The 20,663-nt window shown below is 58.3% G+C and carries 22 protein-coding genes; 8 read left to right on the forward strand and 14 right to left on the reverse strand.

What is annotated here, in order from left to right; translation table 11 throughout:
- Positions 1–287 precede the first annotated feature (287 nt).
- The 3 genes from Q8N04_20655 to Q8N04_20665 all read right to left on the reverse strand — a co-directional run bounded on the left by Q8N04_20655 (position 288) and on the right by Q8N04_20665 (position 2,732).
- Entirely contained in the window at positions 288–599 is a 312-nt protein-coding gene (locus tag Q8N04_20655) for a PsiF family protein (GenBank protein ID MDP3093091.1), read from the reverse strand.
- Between the two features lie 89 nt (positions 600–688).
- The gene (truA, locus tag Q8N04_20660) at positions 689–1,423 is read right to left on the reverse strand and encodes a tRNA pseudouridine(38-40) synthase TruA (protein MDP3093092.1); all 735 of its coding nucleotides are present in this window, start codon (positions 1,421–1,423) and stop codon (positions 689–691) included.
- A 28-nt stretch (positions 1,424–1,451) separates the two neighbouring features.
- On the reverse strand, positions 1,452–2,732 hold the full coding sequence (locus Q8N04_20665; protein ID MDP3093093.1) for an N-acetylmuramoyl-L-alanine amidase: 1,281 nt from the start codon (positions 2,730–2,732) through the stop codon (positions 1,452–1,454).
- Between the two features lie 119 nt (positions 2,733–2,851).
- Between Q8N04_20665 and Q8N04_20670 the strand changes: the two genes are divergently transcribed.
- Positions 2,852–3,367 (forward strand): NYN domain-containing protein, encoded by a 516-nt coding sequence (locus Q8N04_20670; GenBank protein ID MDP3093094.1) that lies wholly within the window; start codon positions 2,852–2,854, stop codon positions 3,365–3,367.
- On the opposite strand, the gene Q8N04_20675 is transcribed toward Q8N04_20670, so the two are convergent.
- A complete protein-coding gene (locus Q8N04_20675; GenBank protein MDP3093095.1) occupies positions 3,354–4,133 on the reverse strand; it encodes a TatD family hydrolase in 780 nt (259 codons plus the stop codon). The genes Q8N04_20670 and Q8N04_20675 overlap by 14 nt on opposite strands.
- A gap of 233 nt (positions 4,134–4,366) precedes the next feature.
- Positions 4,367–5,425, reverse strand: a complete 1,059-nt coding sequence (locus Q8N04_20680; protein MDP3093096.1) for a 3-deoxy-7-phosphoheptulonate synthase — start codon at positions 5,423–5,425, stop codon at positions 4,367–4,369.
- Positions 5,426–5,616: 191 nt separating this feature from the next.
- Between Q8N04_20680 and Q8N04_20685 the strand changes: the two genes are divergently transcribed.
- From Q8N04_20685 to Q8N04_20700, 4 genes are all read left to right on the forward strand, one after another.
- Complete coding sequence (locus Q8N04_20685) at positions 5,617–5,946, forward strand: hypothetical protein (protein MDP3093097.1); 330 nt, start codon at positions 5,617–5,619, stop codon at positions 5,944–5,946.
- Between the two features lie 90 nt (positions 5,947–6,036).
- Positions 6,037–8,448 carry a TonB-dependent receptor gene (locus Q8N04_20690; GenBank protein ID MDP3093098.1) on the forward strand — a complete coding sequence of 804 codons (2,412 nt, stop codon included), beginning with the start codon at positions 6,037–6,039 and terminating at the stop codon, positions 8,446–8,448.
- Positions 8,449–8,734: 286 nt separating this feature from the next.
- The gene (locus Q8N04_20695) at positions 8,735–9,172 is read left to right on the forward strand and encodes a hypothetical protein (protein ID MDP3093099.1); all 438 of its coding nucleotides are present in this window, start codon (positions 8,735–8,737) and stop codon (positions 9,170–9,172) included.
- Between the two features lie 44 nt (positions 9,173–9,216).
- Positions 9,217–9,783, forward strand: a complete 567-nt coding sequence (locus Q8N04_20700) for a phosphatase PAP2 family protein (GenBank protein ID MDP3093100.1) — start codon at positions 9,217–9,219, stop codon at positions 9,781–9,783.
- A gap of 27 nt (positions 9,784–9,810) precedes the next feature.
- Here the strand turns inward: Q8N04_20700 and Q8N04_20705 are convergent, their stop codons facing one another.
- From Q8N04_20705 to Q8N04_20720, 4 genes are all read right to left on the reverse strand, one after another.
- Positions 9,811–10,767 (reverse strand): GTP-binding protein, encoded by a 957-nt coding sequence (locus Q8N04_20705; protein ID MDP3093101.1) that lies wholly within the window; start codon positions 10,765–10,767, stop codon positions 9,811–9,813.
- Between the two features lie 76 nt (positions 10,768–10,843).
- Positions 10,844–11,788, reverse strand: coding sequence for a cation diffusion facilitator family transporter (locus tag Q8N04_20710; GenBank protein MDP3093102.1), 945 nt, complete (start codon positions 11,786–11,788; stop codon positions 10,844–10,846).
- Between the two features lie 73 nt (positions 11,789–11,861).
- A complete protein-coding gene (locus Q8N04_20715; protein ID MDP3093103.1) occupies positions 11,862–12,197 on the reverse strand; it encodes a DUF2442 domain-containing protein in 336 nt (111 codons plus the stop codon).
- Positions 12,152–12,412, reverse strand: coding sequence for a DUF4160 domain-containing protein (locus Q8N04_20720; GenBank protein ID MDP3093104.1), 261 nt, complete (start codon positions 12,410–12,412; stop codon positions 12,152–12,154). The genes Q8N04_20715 and Q8N04_20720 overlap by 46 nt, the downstream gene beginning before the upstream one ends.
- Positions 12,413–12,599: 187 nt before the next feature.
- Here Q8N04_20720 and Q8N04_20725 point away from each other — a divergent pair, with 187 nt between their 5' ends.
- A complete protein-coding gene (locus Q8N04_20725) occupies positions 12,600–13,502 on the forward strand; it encodes an alkaline phosphatase family protein (protein ID MDP3093105.1) in 903 nt (300 codons plus the stop codon).
- Between the two features lie 205 nt (positions 13,503–13,707).
- Positions 13,708–13,974 (forward strand): BrnA antitoxin family protein, encoded by a 267-nt coding sequence (locus Q8N04_20730; protein MDP3093106.1) that lies wholly within the window; start codon positions 13,708–13,710, stop codon positions 13,972–13,974.
- A gap of 70 nt (positions 13,975–14,044) precedes the next feature.
- Here Q8N04_20730 and Q8N04_20735 read toward each other — a convergent pair whose 3' ends face one another.
- The 3 genes from Q8N04_20735 to Q8N04_20745 form a co-directional block, all read right to left on the reverse strand.
- The gene (locus tag Q8N04_20735) at positions 14,045–14,734 is read right to left on the reverse strand and encodes a DUF4276 family protein (protein MDP3093107.1); all 690 of its coding nucleotides are present in this window, start codon (positions 14,732–14,734) and stop codon (positions 14,045–14,047) included.
- Complete coding sequence (locus tag Q8N04_20740) at positions 14,734–15,834, reverse strand: AAA family ATPase (GenBank protein MDP3093108.1); 1,101 nt, start codon at positions 15,832–15,834, stop codon at positions 14,734–14,736. Before Q8N04_20740 ends, Q8N04_20735 begins: the two co-directional genes overlap by 1 nt.
- Before the next feature lie 302 nt (positions 15,835–16,136).
- On the reverse strand, positions 16,137–16,799 hold the full coding sequence (locus tag Q8N04_20745; GenBank protein ID MDP3093109.1) for a methyltransferase domain-containing protein: 663 nt from the start codon (positions 16,797–16,799) through the stop codon (positions 16,137–16,139).
- 610 nt (positions 16,800–17,409) lie between these two features.
- On the opposite strand from Q8N04_20745, the gene Q8N04_20750 reads away from it, so the two are divergent.
- Positions 17,410–17,646, forward strand: a complete 237-nt coding sequence (locus Q8N04_20750) for a DUF4926 domain-containing protein (protein ID MDP3093110.1) — start codon at positions 17,410–17,412, stop codon at positions 17,644–17,646.
- An 88-nt stretch (positions 17,647–17,734) separates the two neighbouring features.
- Here Q8N04_20750 and Q8N04_20755 read toward each other — a convergent pair whose 3' ends face one another.
- On the reverse strand, positions 17,735–18,598 hold the full coding sequence (locus Q8N04_20755) for a hypothetical protein (protein MDP3093111.1): 864 nt from the start codon (positions 18,596–18,598) through the stop codon (positions 17,735–17,737).
- Positions 18,595–20,661: a methionine--tRNA ligase gene (metG, locus tag Q8N04_20760; protein ID MDP3093112.1), complete on the reverse strand. Its 2,067-nt coding sequence runs from the start codon at positions 20,659–20,661 to the stop codon at positions 18,595–18,597. Before metG ends, Q8N04_20755 begins: the two co-directional genes overlap by 4 nt.
- Between the last annotated feature and the right edge of the window lie 2 nt (positions 20,662–20,663).

Genomic DNA, 20,663 nt, shown 5'->3' on the forward strand with positions numbered 1-20,663 from the left:
CCCCCAAACCGATCACAATTCCACTCATTGGCACACGTATCGGCCACACCCTTCGGCGGCGGACCGAATCGCTGCTGGTCCTGCCGTGAATCTACGTCTTGTCACGCATGGTCAGCCATTACTCGGACAGGCTCCTAGCCCTTCCGTTGCAGTGTCATTTTCATTCGGGTATGCAGAACTTCGTGCGCTGATGGCATGGCGGCAGATGACTCGTTGTAGACGAATTGGCAGGATAAATCAGGAAGGATGGAATCCGGCGCGGCGGGAGCCGCGCCGGGGTACCGCTGCTAGTTTGAGAGACAGGTGCTCATGAATTTCTTCCGCTCGTCGCCCTTCAAGGTCTTCTCGCCCGCCTCTTTATTGCACGCCTTCATCTTCTCCTGCTGAGCCGTTTTCGCGCTCTTGACCGGCTTGGCGGAGAGACATTCCTTCATAAACGCCTTCCGTTCGTCGCCCTTCCCTTCTCCCAACCCCTTCTCGTTCGCTTCCTTATTGCACGTTGCCATCTTGTTTTGTGGGCCGGCGGCTTCGCTGGACACCGGGGGCAGCACAATCACGGCCAAAAAGAGTGAGAGGACGACCAGGCTGGCAATCTTCATGGTGATGCTCCTTGTGTGAGAGGGTGAAGGATCGACGGGGCACTATACCAAAATGCTTAGTGGTTGTCTGTAAGGAGCAGCCCTAGCCCTCAATAGTCGACCCGCATGAGGCAGAGCCCTTGGGGAGGCGCAGTCTTCCCTGCTTTCCGGCGATCTCGTACGGCGAGAATAGCAGCAAAACTTTCCGGCGCACGCTTCCCCTGGCCGACTTCGACCAACGTGCCTACGATGCTGCGGACCATCTGTTTCAAAAACCTGTCGGCATAGGCTTCGATACGGAGTTCGTGCCCCTCGCGAATAACGACGAGGCGTTGGAGATGGCAGATGGGATCTTCGTTTTCGGTCGGTTGCGTTTCGAAGGAGGAGAAGTCGTGCGCACCGACGAGGTGCAGGGCCGCCTGGTTCATCGCCGCATCGTCCAGCGGTTTGTAGACGTGCCAGACCAATTGCCGGCCCAACGCAGGACGCGGAGAGCGGTTGAGGATCCGATATTGGTAGAGTTTGCCAGTGGCTTTGTAGCGGGCATGGAACTCAGGAGGAGGAAAGTCGACGGCGCGGACTGAAATATCGGGAGGGAGATGGGCGTTCAACGCCATCTCCCAGTCATAGGCCGTCATGTCCCGGTCGATGCGAAAGCTGACGACCTGCCCCAGTGCATGCACGCCGGCGTCGGTGCGGCCGGCGGCGACGATGGAGATCGTCTGTTGCGTCACGTTCTTGATCGCGGTTTCGACCGCTTCTTGAATGGTTGGTTGATTGAGTTGACGCTGCCAGCCGGCGTAGTGCGTGCCGTCGTATTCCAGTGTCAGCTTGATTGTTGGCATGCCATGGCCTGAAGGTGCGGCGAGCGGGTTACCGTGCGGTCGGCTTGCCGGTGGCCAGGAATGATTTCACGCCGTTCAGCAGCGAGTCGGCCACATCGCGGATGAACGCATTCTTGCGCAGCAAGTCTTCTTCCGATGGATTGGAGATAAACGCGATTTCAGCCAGGATGCTGGGCATGCTGGTATGGCGAAGCACATAGAATGGCGCAGTCTTTACCCCGTGGTCGGTGACGGTGTAGTGACCGTTCATATGCGTCATGAGAGATTCCTTGGCGGTCCAGGCGAGTTCGAGCGACTCCTCGATCTTTTTCGCCGTGAGCAAGTCCGCCACCAGATATTCCCAGCCCACGCCGGTACTACTCAAAGGCGTGCCGTTTTCGCGGGCGGCGACCTCCAGGGCCCGCTGATCTTTCGCTTCTCCAAAATGGTAAATCTCGATGCCCTTGACCGACCGGGAGGGATGGGAATTCACGTGGATGGAGACGAAAAGATCGGCGTCATGGCTGTTGGCGAACTTGGCCCGTTCTTCCAATTCGACGAAAACATCCTGGTCGCGTGTCATCAAGACACGCACGCCGGGCTGCTTGCTGAGCCGATCCCGCAGTTGCAACGCCACTTTCAGCGTAATGTCTTTTTCCTCCGTGCCGCGCCGGCCGCGCGCACCGGGATCTTTCCCGCCGTGACCGGGATCGAGCACGATGGTCTTGAACGACTTGGCCTGGGGAATCGTCGGCTGCGGCGGCGGCTCGAACGTGCTCGGAGTCGGTGGGGCGGGTGGAGCCGGATCCGATGCGGGGGCATCCGGAACGGCGATGCCCGGGATCACGTCCACTACCAGCCGCGCAGGGTTCTCGAGAGAGAATTGTTTGTAACGGCGGATAGCGCGCGTCGGCACTGCCACAGTGACGGCCCCGGCGGTGGTCTGCGAAATCTGAAACGGGGCCGGAATGACTCCGCGATCGAGTCTGTGCCTGGCGGCCTGGCTCATCGTGGCATGGGGAAGGAAAAATACCACGTCATCCGAGTCCGCCGATTTGAGTTCAGTCACCTTCGTGTGGCGATCCAGATCGAGCACGAGCCTGGTTCGCTCAGGGGTGGAGAATACGCGAAAGTTTTGCACGGTGGCCGGCATCATTGAGGCCGGGGTGCCTTTGGTTTTACTTTTATGGGGGCGATGAGAACGGGCGTCGGAGGCGGCCGCAAACGCCTGGTCGAATCCTCCGGTCAGGAGGCCCAGCGTGAGGGCGAGCAGGCACAGGAATGCGAGAGAGATGCGGAACGGGAAAGCCTGCCGAGATCGTAGTCGCATGTGCCTATATTAATTGTAGGGGATAAAAACTTTTCTCAGATGTTTCATCACTTGTCAAGCCGTTGCACCAGTTCCTCTCTGGCATTGACAGAGGGGAACCCGCCCGGTAGCGTGGGCCTATGGCGACTCATCTTATCATTGATGGCTATAACCTGCTCGGGGCCCAGTCTGCAGCGAAGTCTGAGATGGCCAGGGAGTCGCTGTTGCACGACCTGGCCGCCTATCGGCATCGCAAGGGGCATCCGTTGACCGTCGTGTTCGACGGCTGGCAACAGGGGCATCCCGTTGAACATCGCGAGCATCGCGCAGGGGTTCAGGTGATCTACTCACGCCGGGGCGAGAAGGCCGATCAGGTTATTCAGCGGCTTGCGCGCGAGTATGGATCGGCTTGCGCTGTGGTGAGCTCCGACCATGAAATCGTGGCGACGGCCAGGGCGCATGGCGCGACGGTGATGACCGCGCAGTTGTTTATGAGCAAATTGGCAGGGAGCGGACTGTCGTCAGGGCCGATCCAGGGCAAAGAACTCGATTTTGGAGAGGACGAGCGGCCCCGCCGGGGACCCGAGAAGAAGGGCAATCCGAGGAAGCTCCCCAAGGCGGTCCGTGAACGGAACCGTCAGCTCAAGCGATTTTGAACAGCCGTTTGGCGTTGCGGGTGGTGGCGAGGGCGATTTTCTCGGGCGACATGCCGACTTCATCGGCGCGAACGGTGGCGAGCTGTTGCGCCACATCCGCGACATAGGCCGGTTCATTCCGTTTCCCGCGATGCGGGACCGGTGTCAGATAGGGACAGTCGGTTTCGATCAGCAGTCGATCCAGCGGAACGGTCTTCGCAATGTCACGCAGTGCCGTGGCGCTCGGGAACGTCAGAATACCGGAGAACGACAGATAAAATCCCAGATCGAGCGCCTCCTTCGCCAGTGCCGCATTCCCGGAAAAGCAGTGAAACACCCCGCCGACTTCAGACGCCTTCTCTTCCCGTAAGATCGTGACCGTATCCGCGTCGGCCTCCCTGGTGTGAATGATCACCGGGAGCCGGAGTTCGTGCGCGAGCTGAATCTGTTCGCGAAACCGGTCGCGCTGCTCTTTCGGCGACGAGTGATTGTAGTGGTAGTCCAATCCGATCTCGCCATAGGCCACGACCTTTTTGTTCCTGGCCAGCCGGCGGAATTCGTCGTACCAGGTGTCTTGAATGTGTTTGACCTCGTGCGGGTGCACGCCGATGGAGGCATAGACAAAGGGGTGCTGGTCGGCCAGGGCAACGGCAGACTGGCTGGTGGCGAGATCGCAGCCGATAGTGATGAAGTTGTCCACGCCGGCTTCGCGCGCCCGCGCGAGCATCGCGTCGCGGTCATCGTTGTAGCGGGCATCGTCGAGATGGGTGTGTGTGTCAATGAGCATGCGGGTTTCTGGCAGGATGCTGAAAAATGCCGCCAGCTTCGTTCTCGGCCTTGCCCGCGGAACGGCGCGTCTCGGCGCGCCGGGGTTGGGCGGGTAAGAACCGTGGCCTTTTTGAGCATCCTGTGGTTATTGGGGCTTTAATACTGTACGAAATATTCTCGCATATGTTTCGTGCGCACCGATTTGTTTTCAACCTGCTAGTGGAGGGGATCAGGCTGAAGACTGAAGTCTTGCTACGCAGGTTTGGTGATGATCGTGTCAGCCAGCTCGTTCAGCAATGCGGCTGTTTCATCCCAACCAAGGCAGGCGTCGGTGATGGAGACGCCGTGCGCGAGCGTCACGCCCTGCTTCCAGGCCTGCTTGCCGGGGTTGAGATTGCTTTCGAGCATCAAGCCCATGATGGAGTGGCGGCCCTCGCGGAACTGGCGGAGCACGTCGCGGGCGACGAGGCCCTGGCGTTTATGGTCCTTGTGGGAGTTGTCGTGCGAGCAGTCGATCATGATGGGACGCGCGATCCCTTCACCGGCGACCGCCGCTTCGGCTTTGGCGACATGCTCCGCTTCATAGTTGGTTTTGCCGCCGCCGCCACGGAGGACGATGTGCCGGTCCGGGTTGCCGGCGGTCCGGATGATCGACGTCTGTCCCTCGGCGTTGATGCCGACAAAATGGTGAGGCGCGCGGGCCGAGGTCATCGCGTTCACGGCGACTTGCAGGCTGCCTTCGGTGCCGTTCTTGAATCCGACCGGCATCGACACGCCGCTGGCCAGTTCGCGATGGGTCTGGCTTTCGGTGGTGCGGGCGCCGATGGCGCTCCAGCTGATCAGGTCGGCGATATATTGCGGGCTGATCGGATCGAGCAGCTCGGTGGCGCAGGGCATGCCGGACTGATTGATCTTCAAAAGAATCGTACGGGCCAGTTCCATCCCGGTGGCGATATCGCAGGTGCCGTCCAGATGCGGATCGTTGATGAGGCCTTTCCAGCCGACGGTCGTGCGCGGTTTTTCAAAGTAGGTGCGCATGACGATCAAGAGGCGGTCGCGCAGGGCTTCGGCCACCGGCTTGAGCTTGGCGGCATATTCGTAGGCGGCGTCGGGGTCGTGAATGGAGCAGGGTCCGACGATGACGAGCAGCCTGTCGCGGTCTTGGCCATGGAGAATCCGACGGATGGCATCACGCGTCTCGACGACGAGGGCCGCGGCTTCATCCGTGATGGGAAGCTTCGTCTTGATGGCGCGCGGCGAGGGGAGCGCGTTGATTTCTAAGACATGTTGGTTGTCGATGGGTCGGTTCATGGTACCTGTCCGCGAGTGGATCGCGGCCTTTTCCACTCAGGTTAGTTGCACGGGATCGTTTTGGGATTCGCTAGGATATGCGAAAACACAAGGAAAAGTCCATATGGCTTGACAGGAGCTAGGGGCTATCGATACTTTGGCGTGGGTTCTCTGTGTCTATGGTGATGAGTCTGTCGGATGCGCGAGATGCTATGATGAAGTTCCGTTCGCCCCATTCGCACTCGCTGCTCCGCCGGTGTCTCTCATTGGCGATGCTCGTCATCCTGCTCGGACTGGCCCCGTTCGCCGTCGCGCAGGATGTGCACCATGAGTTGGCGGCCGCCGATCACGACGGCCACGAACACTCCGATACCGACCTCTGTCAGTGGGTTCAGCACCATACGGCCGGGTCGTTGGATGATGGCGCGCCGATTCTGGTTGCCGGTGAGCTGGTCCGATTCGCCGAGTCTCCTGCTGAGTCCATTCTGCTCTCCGTTGAGCCTTCTTCCTTCGATCCCTCCCGCGCTCCTCCGCGCCGCTAAGTTCCCTTCAACGAGTCGTGCCGGGTTCGGCGCAGTCTGTGCCGGGCGCCGGCTTCTATTCTATTTCGATGTTGAACGTGGAGGATCTGTATGCGACGCGCGTGGTTTCATATCTGTGCTGGTTTGATTATCGGGAGTCTGGTCGGGAATGGTGGGGGGCTGTCACCGGCTCATGCAGCGGAGGAAGCCGCCAGTACGATTCGCGGCTCGGTTCAGAATCAGGACCTTCGTCGGGTCGGGCAGGCGGTGGTGGAGGTGAAGGATCAGGAAGGCAATGTGGTGGCGACGGCGGTGTCGAACGATGCCGGCGAGTTCATCGCCTCCGTACCCGCGGCGGGAACCTACTCGGTCAGCGCTGTACAGGATACCTATCGGAGCGAATACGTGGTGTTGCAGATCAGGACGGATGAGCCGAAGCCCATTACGCTGACGTTGTCGAAGACGAAAGAAGTCGCATTGGAAGTGGTGTCCCCGCTGGCCCCGATCCAATACAAGGCGTCGAGCGAAACCTACTCGGTGAGCCGGAAAGACATCGAAGCGTTGCCGCGCGGCAACAATAACGAGCTGCACGATGTGTTGCTGACGATCCCCAGCGCAACCTACGGCTCGCTGAAACAGGTCCACATCCGGCAGGACCATGCCAACCTCCAATTGCGCATCGACGGCGTGCCGATTCCCGACACCGTCTCGTCCACCTTTTCGGACGTCATCTCTCCCCGCTCCTGGGAGCGGGCGGACATCGTCCTCGGCGGCATGGAGGCCAACGTCGGCAACAAGACGGCGGCGTTGATCGACATCACAACCAAGAGCGGGACGAAGCCCGGGTTCGGCTCGTTGCAGATGTTCGGCGGATCCAATCGCACGGTCAATCCCTCGTTCGAATACGGCGGGACCGTCGGCGAGAAGTTCCGCTACTACATCCTGAACAGCCACACATCGACGAACCGCGGCATCGAGCCGCCGACGCTCGGCCACTCGATTTTTCATGGCCAGAGCGAACGGAACCAGACGATGTTCCGGGGCGACTATCAGCACGACAACACCAACAACTTCACCGTGCTCTTTTTGAACTCCGTGGCGAAGTATCAAATTCCCACGCTGCCGGGCCAGACTCAGAATGCGACAATTACGGGTCTGCTGCCGGCGGGGTTCTCGGCGGTGCCGTCGGAAATGGTTGATGAAAACCAGAAAGAGCAGAATCAGTACTCGCACCTGGTGTGGCGGCATGATGTGACGTCGAACCAGTTCTTCAGCCTGGCGGGCTATTTCCGGCATACCCGCGCGACGTTCAAGACCGATCCGTTCAACGTGCTGGCCTACGTGCCGGATGAAGCGGAGCCGTTTTCAGCCGGGAGTCAGGATCGCACGGCCTTCTCGGGCGGGCTTCGCCTGGATTACACCTACGTGCACAGCAAAGAGCATTTGATCAAGACGGGTTTCCAGTTCGACCGGACGCAGGCCATCAACAAGACCCGGCTGTCGACGTTTCTGGATGACGGCGCGGGAAATCCGACGGGAAATGTCATCGGTCTCAATGCCGACAATCGCTTGATCGGCTACCGGCAGGAATTCTGGATTCAGGATCAATGGACGCCCAATGACCAGTGGACGTTCAATCTCGGGTTGCGCGGCGACGTGGTGCAATATCAACGGGACGAGGCGCAGCTGAGTCCGCGTATCGGCGTGACCTACAAGGCGAACCAGTCGAATGTGTTTCACGTGTTCTACGGCCGGATGTTCACGCCGCCGAACCTGGAAGCGATTTCCTTTGCGAAGCTGAACACGGCCGGCACGAAAGCGGCGCCGGAAGATGCGACGAATGTGACGCCCCGGGCCGAACGGGCGCATTACTTCGAAGCCGGCAGCTACCATGCGCTCTCCAGTTGGGCGACGTTTCAATTGACGGGGTACTACAAGCTGGCCCGCAATCTGTCCGATGCCGGACAGTTCGGCACGACGCCGTTGTTGAACTACTTTGCCTTCAACTATGGATGGCAGCGCGGCATCGACGGGGCCTTGAAGTTCCAGGTGATGGACAATCTCACGGCCCGGCTGAATGCGGCCTGGGGCCAGTGCAAAGGCTATGGCCTCCAATCGGGACATTTTCTGCTGCACGGCGAGGAAATCGGTGATATCAATTCGCCCGGCGGAGTGTTCTGCGACCACCAGCAGACGATCACCAGCTCGGCGCTCGTCAGCTACCGGCTGATGGAGCGGACGACGTTCAGCGGGCAGATGCTGTTCGGATCAGGCTTGCGGACGGCGGATGAAGGTGCGAAGACGAATTCGACGCATAGCCAGTCCTATACCGTCTTCAATACGTCGATCACCCATGTGATTCCGCTTCCCTGGGAAGGCCAGAAGTTTCTGATCGGATTCGATGTGGTCAATTTGTTCGATCAAAAGTACTACATCAATCGCGGCGAGGGGAGCATCGGGCTTGGCGTCTCGCATGCGGGGATGCCGAGGTCGTTCTTTTTCCGCGGCCAGTGGTTCTTTTAACCGGATGCTGAAACGGGCCACCAACGGCGTTCTCGGCTCGGCAACATCCTCAACGTAGCCCAGAGGCTACGCCTCCGGTGTTGCCGTCGCCTGCGGCCTTGTTGGATGGCTCGTTTGAGCATCCGGTGGGGAGTCTGCAAGTATGATTGTCGATGTAATGCGGCCTTGCCCAGGCAACGCGCGTCTCGGCGCGCGGGGGGTGGGCGGGTGGAATTGATGACCTTGTTGGGCATCTGGTGGTATAAGACAGTCGTCCGGGGAGATTAGAGTAAGAGAGTGAGCAATCATGACTTCCTATAGCTTCATGGCGCTGTCAGTTGGATTCTTTTTGTCCCTTTCACCGGCTGCCGCGTGGGCGGTGGCCGGTGACGAGGCCACGCATGCCGATGACCATCACGAAGATGTGCTGGAGCTGCCTGAGGTGCATGTCCACGGCCTGTCGCTGAACAAAGATCAGCAGCAGGGGCCGGTGGCAAAGTCGACCCCGTGGCCGGGCATTCCCTCATCCCTCGACGGCAAGGAACTCGATGACTGGATGAAGGCCCGCATGCTGGTGTCGAAAGACGCCAAGGTGACGGTGGTGGTGTTGGAGCCGGCCAAGCATCGGGAGCTGACGGCCGCCGGTATCGCAGCTCTCAGTAAGTGGACGTTCGATCCGCAAATGAAGGGCGACGAGATGGTCGACGGCGAGCTGACGGTCCGCATCCACTTCAGGACCAGGTGAAGATCGCTTGACGCCTGACGAATGACGCTTTATCGTCAGTCTCCATGAGCCTCGACGAATCACTCTTTCTTGCCATCAATGGCCTTGCCAGCCGCTCGGAATTCTTCGATCATCTGTTTCTCAGATTGAGCGCGACCAGTACGCTCTATCTGCCGGTGGCCTGTGCCGCAGGCTATTGGATCATGCGCCGGCGGTGGGAAGCGTTGCTCGGGAGCCCGTTTCTGGCCGGCGCCGTCGGGCTGTCGGATTTTCTCGGCGGGCAGCTGAAGTGGGTGTTTGCGCGAGTGCGGCCGTGCCATGCGATTCATGAGGCCATCGTCGTCGGGGGCGGAGCCTGCGGACGCTTATTCAGTTTTCCCTCCAACCATGCGATGAACACGGCGGCGGCTGCCGCCTTTCTACAAGTGCTCTATCCCAAGACCGGCTGGATCAGCTGGCCGATCGTCTCGCTGGTGGGACTCTCGCGGGTCTATGTCGGAGCGCACTATGTGACTGATGTATTCGGCGGGTGGGTCTTGGGCGGACTGATCGGCGGCGGCATCGCCTGGGCGCTGCTGCAGTGGCCGAGGTTTCGCACGGCCGCGCAGTCATCGGTTTCTCTCTCGCGGTAGGGCCGTTCTCTCCTGCCGGTTCGGTCTCTACGTTTCCATGCAAGCCAGCAGTGCGGTTCGCAATGTCTCCACGTCATAGCCACGCCCGATGAGGACGATGGCGGGACTGGGTTCGTCGAGGAGCATGATGGGGGCGATGGTGGGAGCTCCGGGCGGGGCGTATTGAAATTCCTGCAGCTCCGGCTCACCCGCGAAGCGAAAGAAGCCTTTGGCCCGTTCGAGTTCTTTGGGCAATGACTTGGTCCAAGTCTCAAATCGTGTGCGATTTAGCGGTGCGGGAAGTTTCACGGTCGTGGCGATGGGATGATAGTCTGCGCGTTTGCGAGAACTTGAAGGGCGAGGCTCGCCGAAAACCACGTTCGTCTGTTTGGCCGGTCGCGCCTGCTGCACCGGCGCCAGGAGCGCCGCGGCGTCGATGCGCGCATGCGTGGTTTCCCAGATGCGGGCATAGGGGTTCTGTTTCACGATCCCGCTTTTGAATCCCTCCCAGTGGCCCGGCACATAGAGATCCTGCTTATTGAGGATGAGTTCGTCCGCGCAGCGAATCGCTTGCGCGGTGACATACTGGCTGGAGTGGCTGGAGTGGCTGGTGTCGCTGGCGATGGGATGGAGCAGGGCAATTACCCGTTCCAGCGTGGCGAGGCGGGCGGTGTAGAGGTCCGTCACGGCGTCGATGACCTCAGCCGGATCGGCCAGCCCCGAGCACTCGATGATGACGACATCGGAGGCAGCGTCGTTGACGAGCTGCGCGATGCCCCAGGAGAGATCTTCCTTCGTATCGCAGCAGACACAGCCGCCTGCCAGATTCATCACCTGTTCAGCGATCGTGCCGGCGCGCGGGCCGTCGATGCTTACGTCGCCCGCTTCGTTCATCAGCACGCCGGCCCTGAGGCCCTGACTCTTCCAATATTCCAGCAGGCGCATCAAGAGTGTGGTCTTGCCCGCGCCCAGCGAGCCGCAAAGGAGATAGAAGGGGACTGGCATATTCATTCCTGGTTACCGAAAAGCTGCACGAAGATAGTGCTCCGTATTCTACCGGTCGAAATGGATGCTGAACAACTCAATGGTGATGGGTGAGGGCTTCGAGTTCAGGATGCTGCGCGGTGAGCTTGGTCAGATCGCAATGGACATCGTCGGGATCGCAGCAGTGCGTTTCCAATTGGATCGTCATGTGTTTGATGCCGAAGTCGGCGGTGATTCGGTCATGGATCGAGCGCAGCAGCGCGTTGGTGAGGACGGCGTCGTCTCCATCCACCAGCACATGGGCGGTCAGCATGATGAGCCGGGGCTCCACGGCCCAGATGTGGAGATCGTGCACATTCTTTACGCCAGGCAGGGACTCGATTGTCGTGGCGACCTGTGACGCGCTGATCGTGGGCGGGGTGGATTCCAACAGCACATCGAGGGATTCTCTGAACAGCGGCCAGGCCCCGTGGAGAATGGCGCCGACCACGAGGAGGCTGATGAGCGGATCGAGCACTGTCCAGCCCGTTAGCATGATCGCGCCGCCGCTCAACACGACGCCGAGCGAGACCCAGGCATCGCCCAGCATGTGCCAAAAGGCGCTGCGGATGTTCAGGTCGTCTTTCGCGCCATGCTGGAGCAGCAAGGCGATGCTGAGATTGGCCGCAAAGCTTATGGCGGCAATGCCCATGATCCACCCGCCGTCCACCGGAACCGGATGCAGCAACCGCTTGAGGCCCACGAGGGTAATGCCGATCGCCGTCAGCACCAGGATGAACGAGTTGAGAAACGCGGCAATGACGCCGGCGCGATGGTAACCGAACGTGCGGGTTTCGCTGGCCGGCTGCCTGGTGAGGATGTGCGCATACAGCGCCAGAAAGAGCGAGCCCTGATCGACGAGATTGTGTCCTGCGTCGCTCATCAGACCGACGCTGTCGAGGAGGAAGCCGCCGATGAATTCCGCGGTGATGACCAGGGCATTCAGCCCGAGCGAGAGGTACAGGCGGGAGCGCAGATGCTCAAATGAGGCGAGACCGGTCATAGGCGTAGTGTCGCACGGTTGTCGGGGAAGCTCTTAAGAAAAACCAGGACGTCAGAGAGAATCCGACGCGCCATCATTCAACAATCCAACAGCCGTGCAGTTTGATCGCATCGTACATCGCATCGGGCGCGAGATCGGCGCCATTGGGCCATTGCACGACTCCCATAGCGACGCGCATTTGGGCGAACACTGCCGGGTCGCGCAACGGCTCGAATACCGTGCCCTGGATCTGAGGGGCATTCAGAAAATTCCGCAGATCGACCGTACCTGTTGTGCCATCGACAAACGTGACCCGTAACTGCCGCTCAGGCTCAGCATGCACGGAAGCAACCCGCCAAGGCGCGATCGGTTGAATCGCCGGCTCTACAGAAGCGGCTCGATTGGATTGGGAGACTTGAGTTGGCTGCATAGATTCCAGTCCTCCATGAGAGCATCTCGATGGTCGGTGGCCCACTCCAGAACAAGCGCCATCGCGTGACGGGGGAGCGCCCCGCGCAGTACCGTCAGATTTCGCAGATCAAAGATGGCTTCATGTTCTCCGTAGAGCGCATGGAAGTGCGGCGGATTATGATCCCGCCAGAACATTTGAATCACGATACCATAGAAGATGCTGATCGTCGGCATAACCGCTGGTTACTGCACGGCTAGAAAAGAGGCGCTGCTCGATCACCCGATGCTGGGCCTATCTTACACAGGTTGAGTGGGTGAAGGAATAGTAGGTCTAGGGTGCAAATGAGGCGTAGAGCGCCGCAGGCATGACAAGCGTGATCTACTTGATGCAAATCAGCGGTGGGAGGTGGTACAAAACCCCATGCGCTGGAAACTCATACTCGGAACGATGGCGTTGCCGCTGGCGATGGGCGCGTGCGTGCTGGCTGCGTCTTCACCTAGAGGCGACAGCCCGACTCATGCCCCGTTGCCCAGACCCGATCATATCGTGATCGTGATCGAAGAGAACCATTCCTATAGCCAGATCATCGATTCGCCCCATGCGCCCTACATCAATGAATTGGCCGCCAAGGGTGCGTTATTCACACAGTCGTTCGGGATCACCCACCCGAGCCAGCCGAATTACCTCGCGTTGTTTTCAGGATCGACGCAGGACATCACCGACAATTCGTGCCCGCATACGTTGATCACGCCGAATCTTGGGTCTGCATTGCTGGCAGCCGGGCTGACGTTCGCCGGATATTCTGAAGACCTGCCCTCAGCGGGCTCGGTGATCTGCAAAGACGGGAGTTATGCCCGCAAACATAATCCCTGGGTCAATTGGCAGAACAGCTCGACCAATGGCCTCCCGGCAGAGATTAATCTGCCCCTGACGAGTTTCCCGGCCGACTATCGTGCGCTCTCCACGGTCAGCATCGTCGTGCCGAACCAGGCGAACGACATGCACCACGGCAAGGATCCGGAGGCCATTCAAACGGGGGATCGGTGGCTTCGGGACCACGTGGAGGCCTATGTTCAGTGGGCTCAGCAGCACAATAGCCTGCTGATTGTGACGTGGGATGAGGATAATGATCACGCGAAGGAGAATAACCGAATCGTGACGCTCTTCGTCGGTCCCATGGTGAACGCGGGGCGTTACGACCAACGGATCACCCACTACAATGTCCTGCGCACAATTGAAGATCTCTACGGACTTCCCCACTCCGGCGCAAGCGCCGATGCCGCTCCGATCACTCGGATCTGGAAAGTTCCGACCAATCCGTAATACTGCTGCCACGGCACGTCTGAAATTCACCCTCTCAAGTGACGAAGGAATATTCCGTCTCGTTCAGTGGATATCTGATGAAGCCCATCTCGTTATGGGCACCTGTCGTTGACGTATGTACGGGCTGTATGTACGCTGTCTATCGCGTGTATCGAACGGAAGCCGGGTCTGATTCGGATTATCTCAGCGTGAAAGGCGAACAGACGTGAAGAGAAACACTACCAAGAAGCGGTCGCGGACGAACTGGGCAAGAATTGATGCGCTGAAGGATAAGGCTATCGATATGTCCGATATCCCGGAACAGGGGAAAGCCTTCTTCAAGCGCGCGGTGCTCAGGCTTCCTGAACCGAAGACGGCCGTCACGATCCGGCTCGATCAACAGGTCTTGAAGTGGTTCAAAGCAAAAGGTCCCGGCTATCAGACGCGAATTAATGCCCTCCTCAGGGCCTACATGGAAGCGCACAAGTCCTGAAGCGGAAGGCAGGGGTGAAAAGACTCCCCGACCCCCTTGTTTTTCGCTCGCAAGACCTGAGGCTGCCATTTTATTTCTTAGTAGCATGGGGAGCAAGGGCTTCAAGGCTCTTGACCCAGGAACTAAAATGAGGGCATTTGCTTCGCAGGGCTGAGAGGCCGATGGCTCCGGCCGCAGCTGCGCCAACGCGTACTTTGCTTTTTTCGTAGATGGGCACGTGGCGAATAATGCGCTTGCTGGGAGCTATGGTTGCCCCTTCGTTTATTTCTTCTGGGGGAATATTTTTGACTTCGTGTGCGAGTTTCCTAAATCCAGCCTCTGATCCTGAAATCCGCTTCTGGAGTTGTGAAAGGTCACAGTAAAGCAAGGCTTCAAATTCGTGAAGCTGGATATATGGGAGGAAGCGATCATCTGCAAAGTCGGCTTTAAGCGATTCTTCCAGCACTCTTATGCGATCATGAGGATACGTTAATTGCTTCGCTTTGGTCCAGCCAGGGAATTGATTGGGCAGTGCATACAGATCAATCATAGTGGTAAACCGGGCTTCTGCCTGCTGGTCTTCGAGCATGAGTCGGTGAAGGTCGCCTCTAATCTTGTCGTAGTCAATGATGCCGCCACGTTTCCCAAGCTTTCGGTTGGTAAGGACAACTCGTGCCTTCACATCGATGTAATGGTTTGCTAGATGCGGGCGTAATACTTCTTCAGCAAACCTTCGCTCTGATTGCCCTTCGGTCGTAACGTAGAGCCGAACCCATTTCATCAGGGTTGGCCTCCGAGCTCATTCTTTTCCCACAGTTGACCCAAGGTGTATTCTTTGAGCCATGCTTCAAGCCTACTCCGGTCTTGACGTGCCAGAACTGTTTCGCCATCTTGATGGTTTGCGACAATTACCTGCTCAGGCTCAAACTCATCAAGCAATACTGATGACTGTGTCGAAACGATCAGTTGAGCTCGATCAGATGCTTCGTGCAGCAGGCTGGCCAAGAGTTTGATGGCTTGAGGGTGTAGCCCGAGTTCAGGTTCGTCTATAAGGATTGTTGAAGGTGGGTTTGGTTGTAGGAGAAGGGTAGCGAGACAGATATAGCGCACTGTTCCGTCGGAGAGTTGATGAGGGTAGTACAGAAGATCGGAGTACCGGTCTTTCCAGAGCAACTGGGTTTCCCCTGAGCCCACTTCCTTAAGGACAAATGTACCGAAAAATGGTGCGACCTGGCGAACGGTCTCAAGAATTTGTTCATAATGTTCTGTATAGCGATTAGACAGGTCCATGAGGAATGCAGCAATATTTGCGGCGTTGCTATGTAGTACGTCATTGTCAACGATATTACACCTGCCCATGACTGGGGCTGATGGGGAGGTGTCATGAAAGTGATAAACTCGCCAGTCTCGGATGGTGCTTACCACCCACTGTTGCGAGCTGCTGAGGTTGGTTGATCTGGCCAAGGGACTTTCTAGGTGTCCACTACCTTGGTCGTTCTTTATGGGGCCATAGAGAGGGCCTTTGAATGGTGCAGATTCTTGGGCAAAAAAGAGAGACCTATCATCAGCTGCTCGCAGGGTGAATGTATATTCGTTAAGTCCAAACTTAAGATGTGCTTTGAACTCTGGTGTTACTTTCATGCCTTGAAAAAGGAAAGCGTCAGCACGGCCACGGCTGCTGACGTAATTCTGCAATCCTTTGTTGGCATCCATGATGTTGCCAAGCAATTCAAAGAATCGAATGAAGTTGGTTTTCCCTGATCCGTTGGCTCCGATGAGAACGTTGAGTCCACAGTGCATTGGGAAGGACTCAAGTTCCCGAAACGATTTGTAGCCGGAAAGGGAAACATTTTCCAAAGGGTGTTTTTCTCGGACCTTCATTATTTGTGGACTCTCAAAGATTCATATCCATACAAAGCAAAGTTTTTAATTTCCCTCATATCTGTCGGCGAAGGATACCCTTTTTATCGTTAGAAATCACCCGGCCAGTAGTAACCGCGATGGGCAAGACGTGTAAGACGTGAATTGATACCTGGTCAATTTACTTGCGTCGGATGGCGACTTAAAGGAGTCCTCAGATAGTTTGTTTACTGCTCGTATTGGGAGGTCACGGTCTCACCGCGTGGCTTCGGTGAGCACATGGGACGCTTTGACCGTTTACTAGCTACGCTATCTCCGCTGACCTATTTCACCGTGAATTCCAGGAAATACTGTTTCGGTAGGAAGCTGTGCTCGTGTGCGAGTTGATACCCTGCTGCGGCCAGTTCCTGGACGACGGTGTCTCGCGCGACGAGATGGTGTTTGGGGAACCCGAGGTCGCCGGATCGTTCGTCCGGGTAGAAGTCGATGATGGCGATGCGCGCTCCTGGTTTTAAGGACGACCGGAGATCGCGGAAGTATTTTGACCGGTTCTCAAGGTGATGGATGGTGTTGCAGACGAAGAGGAGATCAACGGATTCATATGGCAGCTTAGGATTATCCGGCTGCGCGAGGATGAACTCGGCCGTGTAGGCGGTGTGCATATGGATGACGCTCTCTTTGGCGTAGGCCAGCATCTCCGGTTCGACATCCACGGCATAGACCATTCCGGTCTCGGTGACAGCTTCGATGAAGCGGCGGGTGAAGTAGCCTGATCCTGAGCCGAGATCGGCGACGGCCATGCCCGGTTTCAATCTGAGCGCATCGATCACCTCGGCGGGCTTCTGATAGCGATCCCGCTCCGTACTGTCGAGATGCTCCAGATATTGTTTGATGTCGTCCGGACGCCGATGCTGGTGCTGGTCTTCAGCGAGCGCAGAACCGGCGAGGGTGACGCACAAGGCTGCGAGCAGAATTGTCGTCTTCATGAAGCAGGCCTCTTGGGTGAAAAGTGTTGGTGAAACATGAGGAATGTACCAGGAGTTGTTGGTTGATGTCTCCAGCACCGCTGAGACAACCTCTTCTCAAACAATTCTCGCCGATGTATCCTGCCGCAGTTTATTTCGGGGGCAGGTTTCTGGGTTGTTCTTACGATGACGGGATGAGGTTCGGCGCAATAAAGATGACGCGCTGACTGCGTATGGCCGATGGCTTATGGGACAAGCGTGATCCGATGGTTGAATCGGTGATGTCATGAAGCTGCCATATGCAGACCGGTTGGTGATTCCCAAGTCCAAGGTGGCCCAGTATCTGCTGTCTTCGACCCACCGAACGGGTAAAGGGAAGGCCGAGTTTTTTTATTGCACATGGTTTTACCGCTTCTGGATGGGAAGGGTTGGCAGACGCTTTGCGGCAACATGCGAAGGAGCAGGTTGTGACGGTTGCTGAGAACACATCGTTTGGCACCCGCTACGCAATCGAAGGGCCTCTCGTCTCGCCGAACGGCCGACAATTGCAAGTTCGAACGGTCTGGTTTATAGATGAAGGTGGCCAGTCGCCGCGATTTGTGACCGCCTATCCCCTGAAACGGAGGACGCCATGATTCAGGAGTTAGAAGACGTGATTCTGGAATGCGACCTTCCCAAGCACGGGCTCAGGCGAGGAGACATTGGGGCTGTGGTGTTGATTCATCGCGGCGGCGAAGGCTATGAGGTCGAATTTACGACATTGGATGGTGAGACGGTGGCGGTCGTGACGCTGTTGGCTTCTCAGGTTCGTCCGGCGCACAAACGTGAGATCGCCCACGCGCGCGAACTGGCTGGTTCGGCTTCGTAGTTCTATCCCTCCCCTGAAATCTTTCCCCGCTTATCGTGGTCTTTCGCGACTTTCTGGCCTGATAGTTTGTGTGGGCGCGGCAGTCCCCCTATCTCGCCGATTTCGGCGGCAGCCGTTCGCTCAGTACCGGATACTTGGCTTCGGATACGCCGAAGTTACCGCTGGACGGATCGGCGGCGACGACGCGGAGGGTGATGCCGTCGGGCGCATCTTTAGGGAGCGGGACGAAGAAGGGCGCTTCGAAGGCGGCTTTGTCGCCGCTGTAGAACAGCTGCAAGCGCTCCATCACCTTCGTGCCGATGAGCAGCTCGCCGTAGATGTGGACTTTACGCGAGTCCCAATCGCCATGGGGACGGACGAGTGCGCCGGAGAGGGTGCGGACGGATGCGCGTAGGACCACGTCGTCTTTCGCGATGAGGCCGCCGCCGACAGATTTCGGATGCTCGATCTGGATGATGTAGCCGTAGAGCGTCAACACAATGCCGTCGCTGGTCAGGTCATGGCCGGGAATTAGCCAGGCGCGGGTGGAGACGCGTTGAGATGCGGCTGGAAATGCGAGTGGTCCTTCGGCTGCAATATCCACGAGTGTCGGAGTAACCAGGTCGAGCGTGGCGGTGAAGACGGCAGCGGGACGGCTGCTGTAGTGAGCCTCTTCCATCAGGCGCGGGGTGCGCATGATCTGATTCTGATCGCCGGCATCGCCTTGTTGGATGCCGGTGGCGAGGATCTGGCCGCTGGCCACGTCGGTGATCGTCACGCGCGCGCCGCCGACCTCTTTGCCCAGCACCATGGAGCCATGGGCAACGACGCGCACGAGGATGGTCGTGGGTTTCGGATCATTCAGATGGAGGTCTGGCGGCGCGTCTTCCTGCGCGGGGAGGGCGAGACAGGGCAGAGGCATCAGGAGGAGTGAGAGGACGAGAACGCGGAGCCTGATACCCGCTCGGTTCATTTGACCTTGGTGCCCGGTTCCACTTCTTCCAGGATGGTGGCGAGGCCGCGCACTTCGCTGTCGCCGGCGGCCAGGACCATGCCCTGCGACTCGATGCCCATGAGCTTCGCCGGTTTCAGATTCGCGACGATCACGATCATCTTGCCGACGAGTGCCTCCGGCTCATACTTCTTGCCGATGCCTGCCACGATCTGCCGTTGCTCCGTGCCGAGTGAGACTTGGAGCTTCAACAGCTTCTCCGACTTCGGTATACGCTCCGCGCTGATGACTTTCGCCGTCTTCAGCTGAATCTTCATGAAGTCGTCGATGCTGATCTGTGGCGGCGCGGCCGGTGCGGGCACTGCTGCCGGTGCCGCGGGAGTTGCTGTTGTTACGGCCGGGGTCGTGGTGGCTGTGGCGGGAACCGGTTGCGGGGTCGCGGGTGTGTCGCTCACTGGTTTGGCTCCTTTTTTCGATGAATCTTTCTGTGCCTTGGGCGCGTCTTTTGCGGTGGCTGTCTTCGAGTCTGCGGCGATTTCGATCCGGGGGAACAACGGCGCTCCCTTGGCGATCGGGAGATCGGCCACGGGGCTGTCCCACTGGTAGGCGGAAGCCGGGACGGCCTTGGTAAAGTCAAAGTGGTAGCCGAGCTGCCGGGCCAGTTGTTCCGTCGTCTGCGGCATGAACGGGTGGAGTGAGACGGCCAGCAGGCGCAGGGCGCGGGCGGCGGTATTCAGGACCGTTTTCAGTTTCGGCGCGTCGTCGGGATTCTTCGCCAGCTTCCAGGGCGCGGCTTTGTCGATGTATTCATCGCAGAGGCTGGCCAGTTCGCCGATCGTTTGTAGATTGTCGCGGAAGGTGAGCGCGCTGAAGCCTCGTTCCAACATGGCCGGCAATTGCGTGGCGGCCTGGGCGATCTTCTCTTCGAGTTCCGGGAGCGCGGCCGGGCCGCTTGCCGGAATCTTCCCGTCTGCGAAACGCTCGATCATCGTGAGGGTACGGCTGAGTAGATTGCCGATGCCGTTGGCCAAGTCGCTGTTGATGCTGGTGATCATCGCCGTCTGTGAGAAATCTCCGTCTTGTCCGAACGGGACTTCGCGCAGGAGGAAGTAACGGAAGGCATCGATGCCGTAGGTCTCGACCATCTTGTTGGGATCGACGACGTTGCCGCGGCTCTTCGACATCTTCTCGCCGTCGACGGTCCACCAGCCATGCGCAAAGATGGTTTCCGGCAGCGGCAGGTTTAGCGCCATCAACATCGTCGACCAATAGACGGCATGGGTGGTGAGGATGTCTTTCCCGACGAGATGGACAGAGGCCGGCCAGTAGCGATTAACCGAGGGTGTCGTCAGCTTGTATTCCAATGCGGAGATGTAATTGACCAGGGCGTCGAACCAGACGTAGGTCACGTAGTCGTGATCGAACGGCAATTCGATGCCCCACGAGAGGCGCGACTTGGGTCGGGAGATCGATAGGTCGCCGAGCTTCTGAGTGGTCAGGAACCCCAGGACTTCGTTGCGGCGGGACTCGGGCCGGATGAAGTGCGGGTACTGCTTGATGTGGTCGATGAGCTGTTCCTGATACTGCCCCATCTTAAAGAAATAGTTGTGCTCGCTGAGCTGCTCGATGGGGCGTTTGCAGTCCGGGCAGATCCCTCCCAGGACATCTTTTTCAGTCCAGAACCGTTCGTCGTACGTGCAATACCAACCTGTGTACGAGTCCTTATAAATCAGCTGCTTATCGTAGAGCTCTTGAAGATATCGTTGAACGACTTTCTTGTGCGGCGCATCGGTGGTGCGGATGAAGGCATCATTCGAAATGTTCAACCGTTTCCAGAGGTCTTGGAACTGCGGCGCCAGCTTGTCGCAATGGGCCTGCGGATCGATGCCGGCCTTTGCGGCGGCCTGCTGCACTTTCTGTCCGTGCTCGTCGAGGCCGGTCAGGAACATGACGTCGCGACCCCGCAGACGCCAGTAGCGCGCGAGCACATCGGCGGCGACAGTGGTGTAGGCGTGGCCGATGTGCGGCACATCGTTCACGTAGTAAATCGGCGTCGTAATGTAGAACGTGTTTTGATCTCGCATGA

It is taken from the genome of Nitrospira sp., from assembly GCA_030692565.1.
GTDB lineage: Bacteria > Nitrospirota > Nitrospiria > Nitrospirales > Nitrospiraceae > Nitrospira_D.

Coding starts and splice junctions, on each gene's coding strand:
- truA (MDP3093092.1), bottom strand. CDS start 1,423: ATGCCAACAATCAAGCTGACACTGGAATACGACGGCACGCACTACGCC.
- Q8N04_20675 (MDP3093095.1), bottom strand. CDS start 4,133: ATGCTCATTGACACACACACCCATCTCGACGATGCCCGCTACAACGAT.
- Q8N04_20705 (MDP3093101.1), bottom strand. CDS start 10,767: ATGCCAGTCCCCTTCTATCTCCTTTGCGGCTCGCTGGGCGCGGGCAAG.
- Q8N04_20695 (MDP3093099.1), top strand. CDS start 8,735: ATGACTTCCTATAGCTTCATGGCGCTGTCAGTTGGATTCTTTTTGTCC.
- Q8N04_20735 (MDP3093107.1), bottom strand. CDS start 14,734: ATGAAATGGGTTCGGCTCTACGTTACGACCGAAGGGCAATCAGAGCGA.
- Q8N04_20720 (MDP3093104.1), bottom strand. CDS start 12,412: ATGCCGACGATCAGCATCTTCTATGGTATCGTGATTCAAATGTTCTGG.
- Q8N04_20710 (MDP3093102.1), bottom strand. CDS start 11,788: ATGACCGGTCTCGCCTCATTTGAGCATCTGCGCTCCCGCCTGTACCTC.
- Q8N04_20725 (MDP3093105.1), top strand. CDS start 12,600: ATGCGCTGGAAACTCATACTCGGAACGATGGCGTTGCCGCTGGCGATG.
- Q8N04_20670 (MDP3093094.1), top strand. CDS start 2,852: ATGGCGACTCATCTTATCATTGATGGCTATAACCTGCTCGGGGCCCAG.
- Q8N04_20700 (MDP3093100.1), top strand. CDS start 9,217: ATGAGCCTCGACGAATCACTCTTTCTTGCCATCAATGGCCTTGCCAGC.
- Q8N04_20745 (MDP3093109.1), bottom strand. CDS start 16,799: ATGAAGACGACAATTCTGCTCGCAGCCTTGTGCGTCACCCTCGCCGGT.
- Q8N04_20715 (MDP3093103.1), bottom strand. CDS start 12,197: ATGCAGCCAACTCAAGTCTCCCAATCCAATCGAGCCGCTTCTGTAGAG.
- Q8N04_20690 (MDP3093098.1), top strand. CDS start 6,037: ATGCGACGCGCGTGGTTTCATATCTGTGCTGGTTTGATTATCGGGAGT.
- Q8N04_20755 (MDP3093111.1), bottom strand. CDS start 18,598: ATGAACCGAGCGGGTATCAGGCTCCGCGTTCTCGTCCTCTCACTCCTC.
- Q8N04_20655 (MDP3093091.1), bottom strand. CDS start 599: ATGAAGATTGCCAGCCTGGTCGTCCTCTCACTCTTTTTGGCCGTGATT.
- metG (MDP3093112.1), bottom strand. CDS start 20,661: ATGCGAGATCAAAACACGTTCTACATTACGACGCCGATTTACTACGTG.
- Q8N04_20665 (MDP3093093.1), bottom strand. CDS start 2,732: ATGCGACTACGATCTCGGCAGGCTTTCCCGTTCCGCATCTCTCTCGCA.
- Q8N04_20750 (MDP3093110.1), top strand. CDS start 17,410: ATGATTCAGGAGTTAGAAGACGTGATTCTGGAATGCGACCTTCCCAAG.
- Q8N04_20685 (MDP3093097.1), top strand. CDS start 5,617: ATGATGAAGTTCCGTTCGCCCCATTCGCACTCGCTGCTCCGCCGGTGT.
- Q8N04_20740 (MDP3093108.1), bottom strand. CDS start 15,834: ATGAAGGTCCGAGAAAAACACCCTTTGGAAAATGTTTCCCTTTCCGGC.
- Q8N04_20680 (MDP3093096.1), bottom strand. CDS start 5,425: ATGAACCGACCCATCGACAACCAACATGTCTTAGAAATCAACGCGCTC.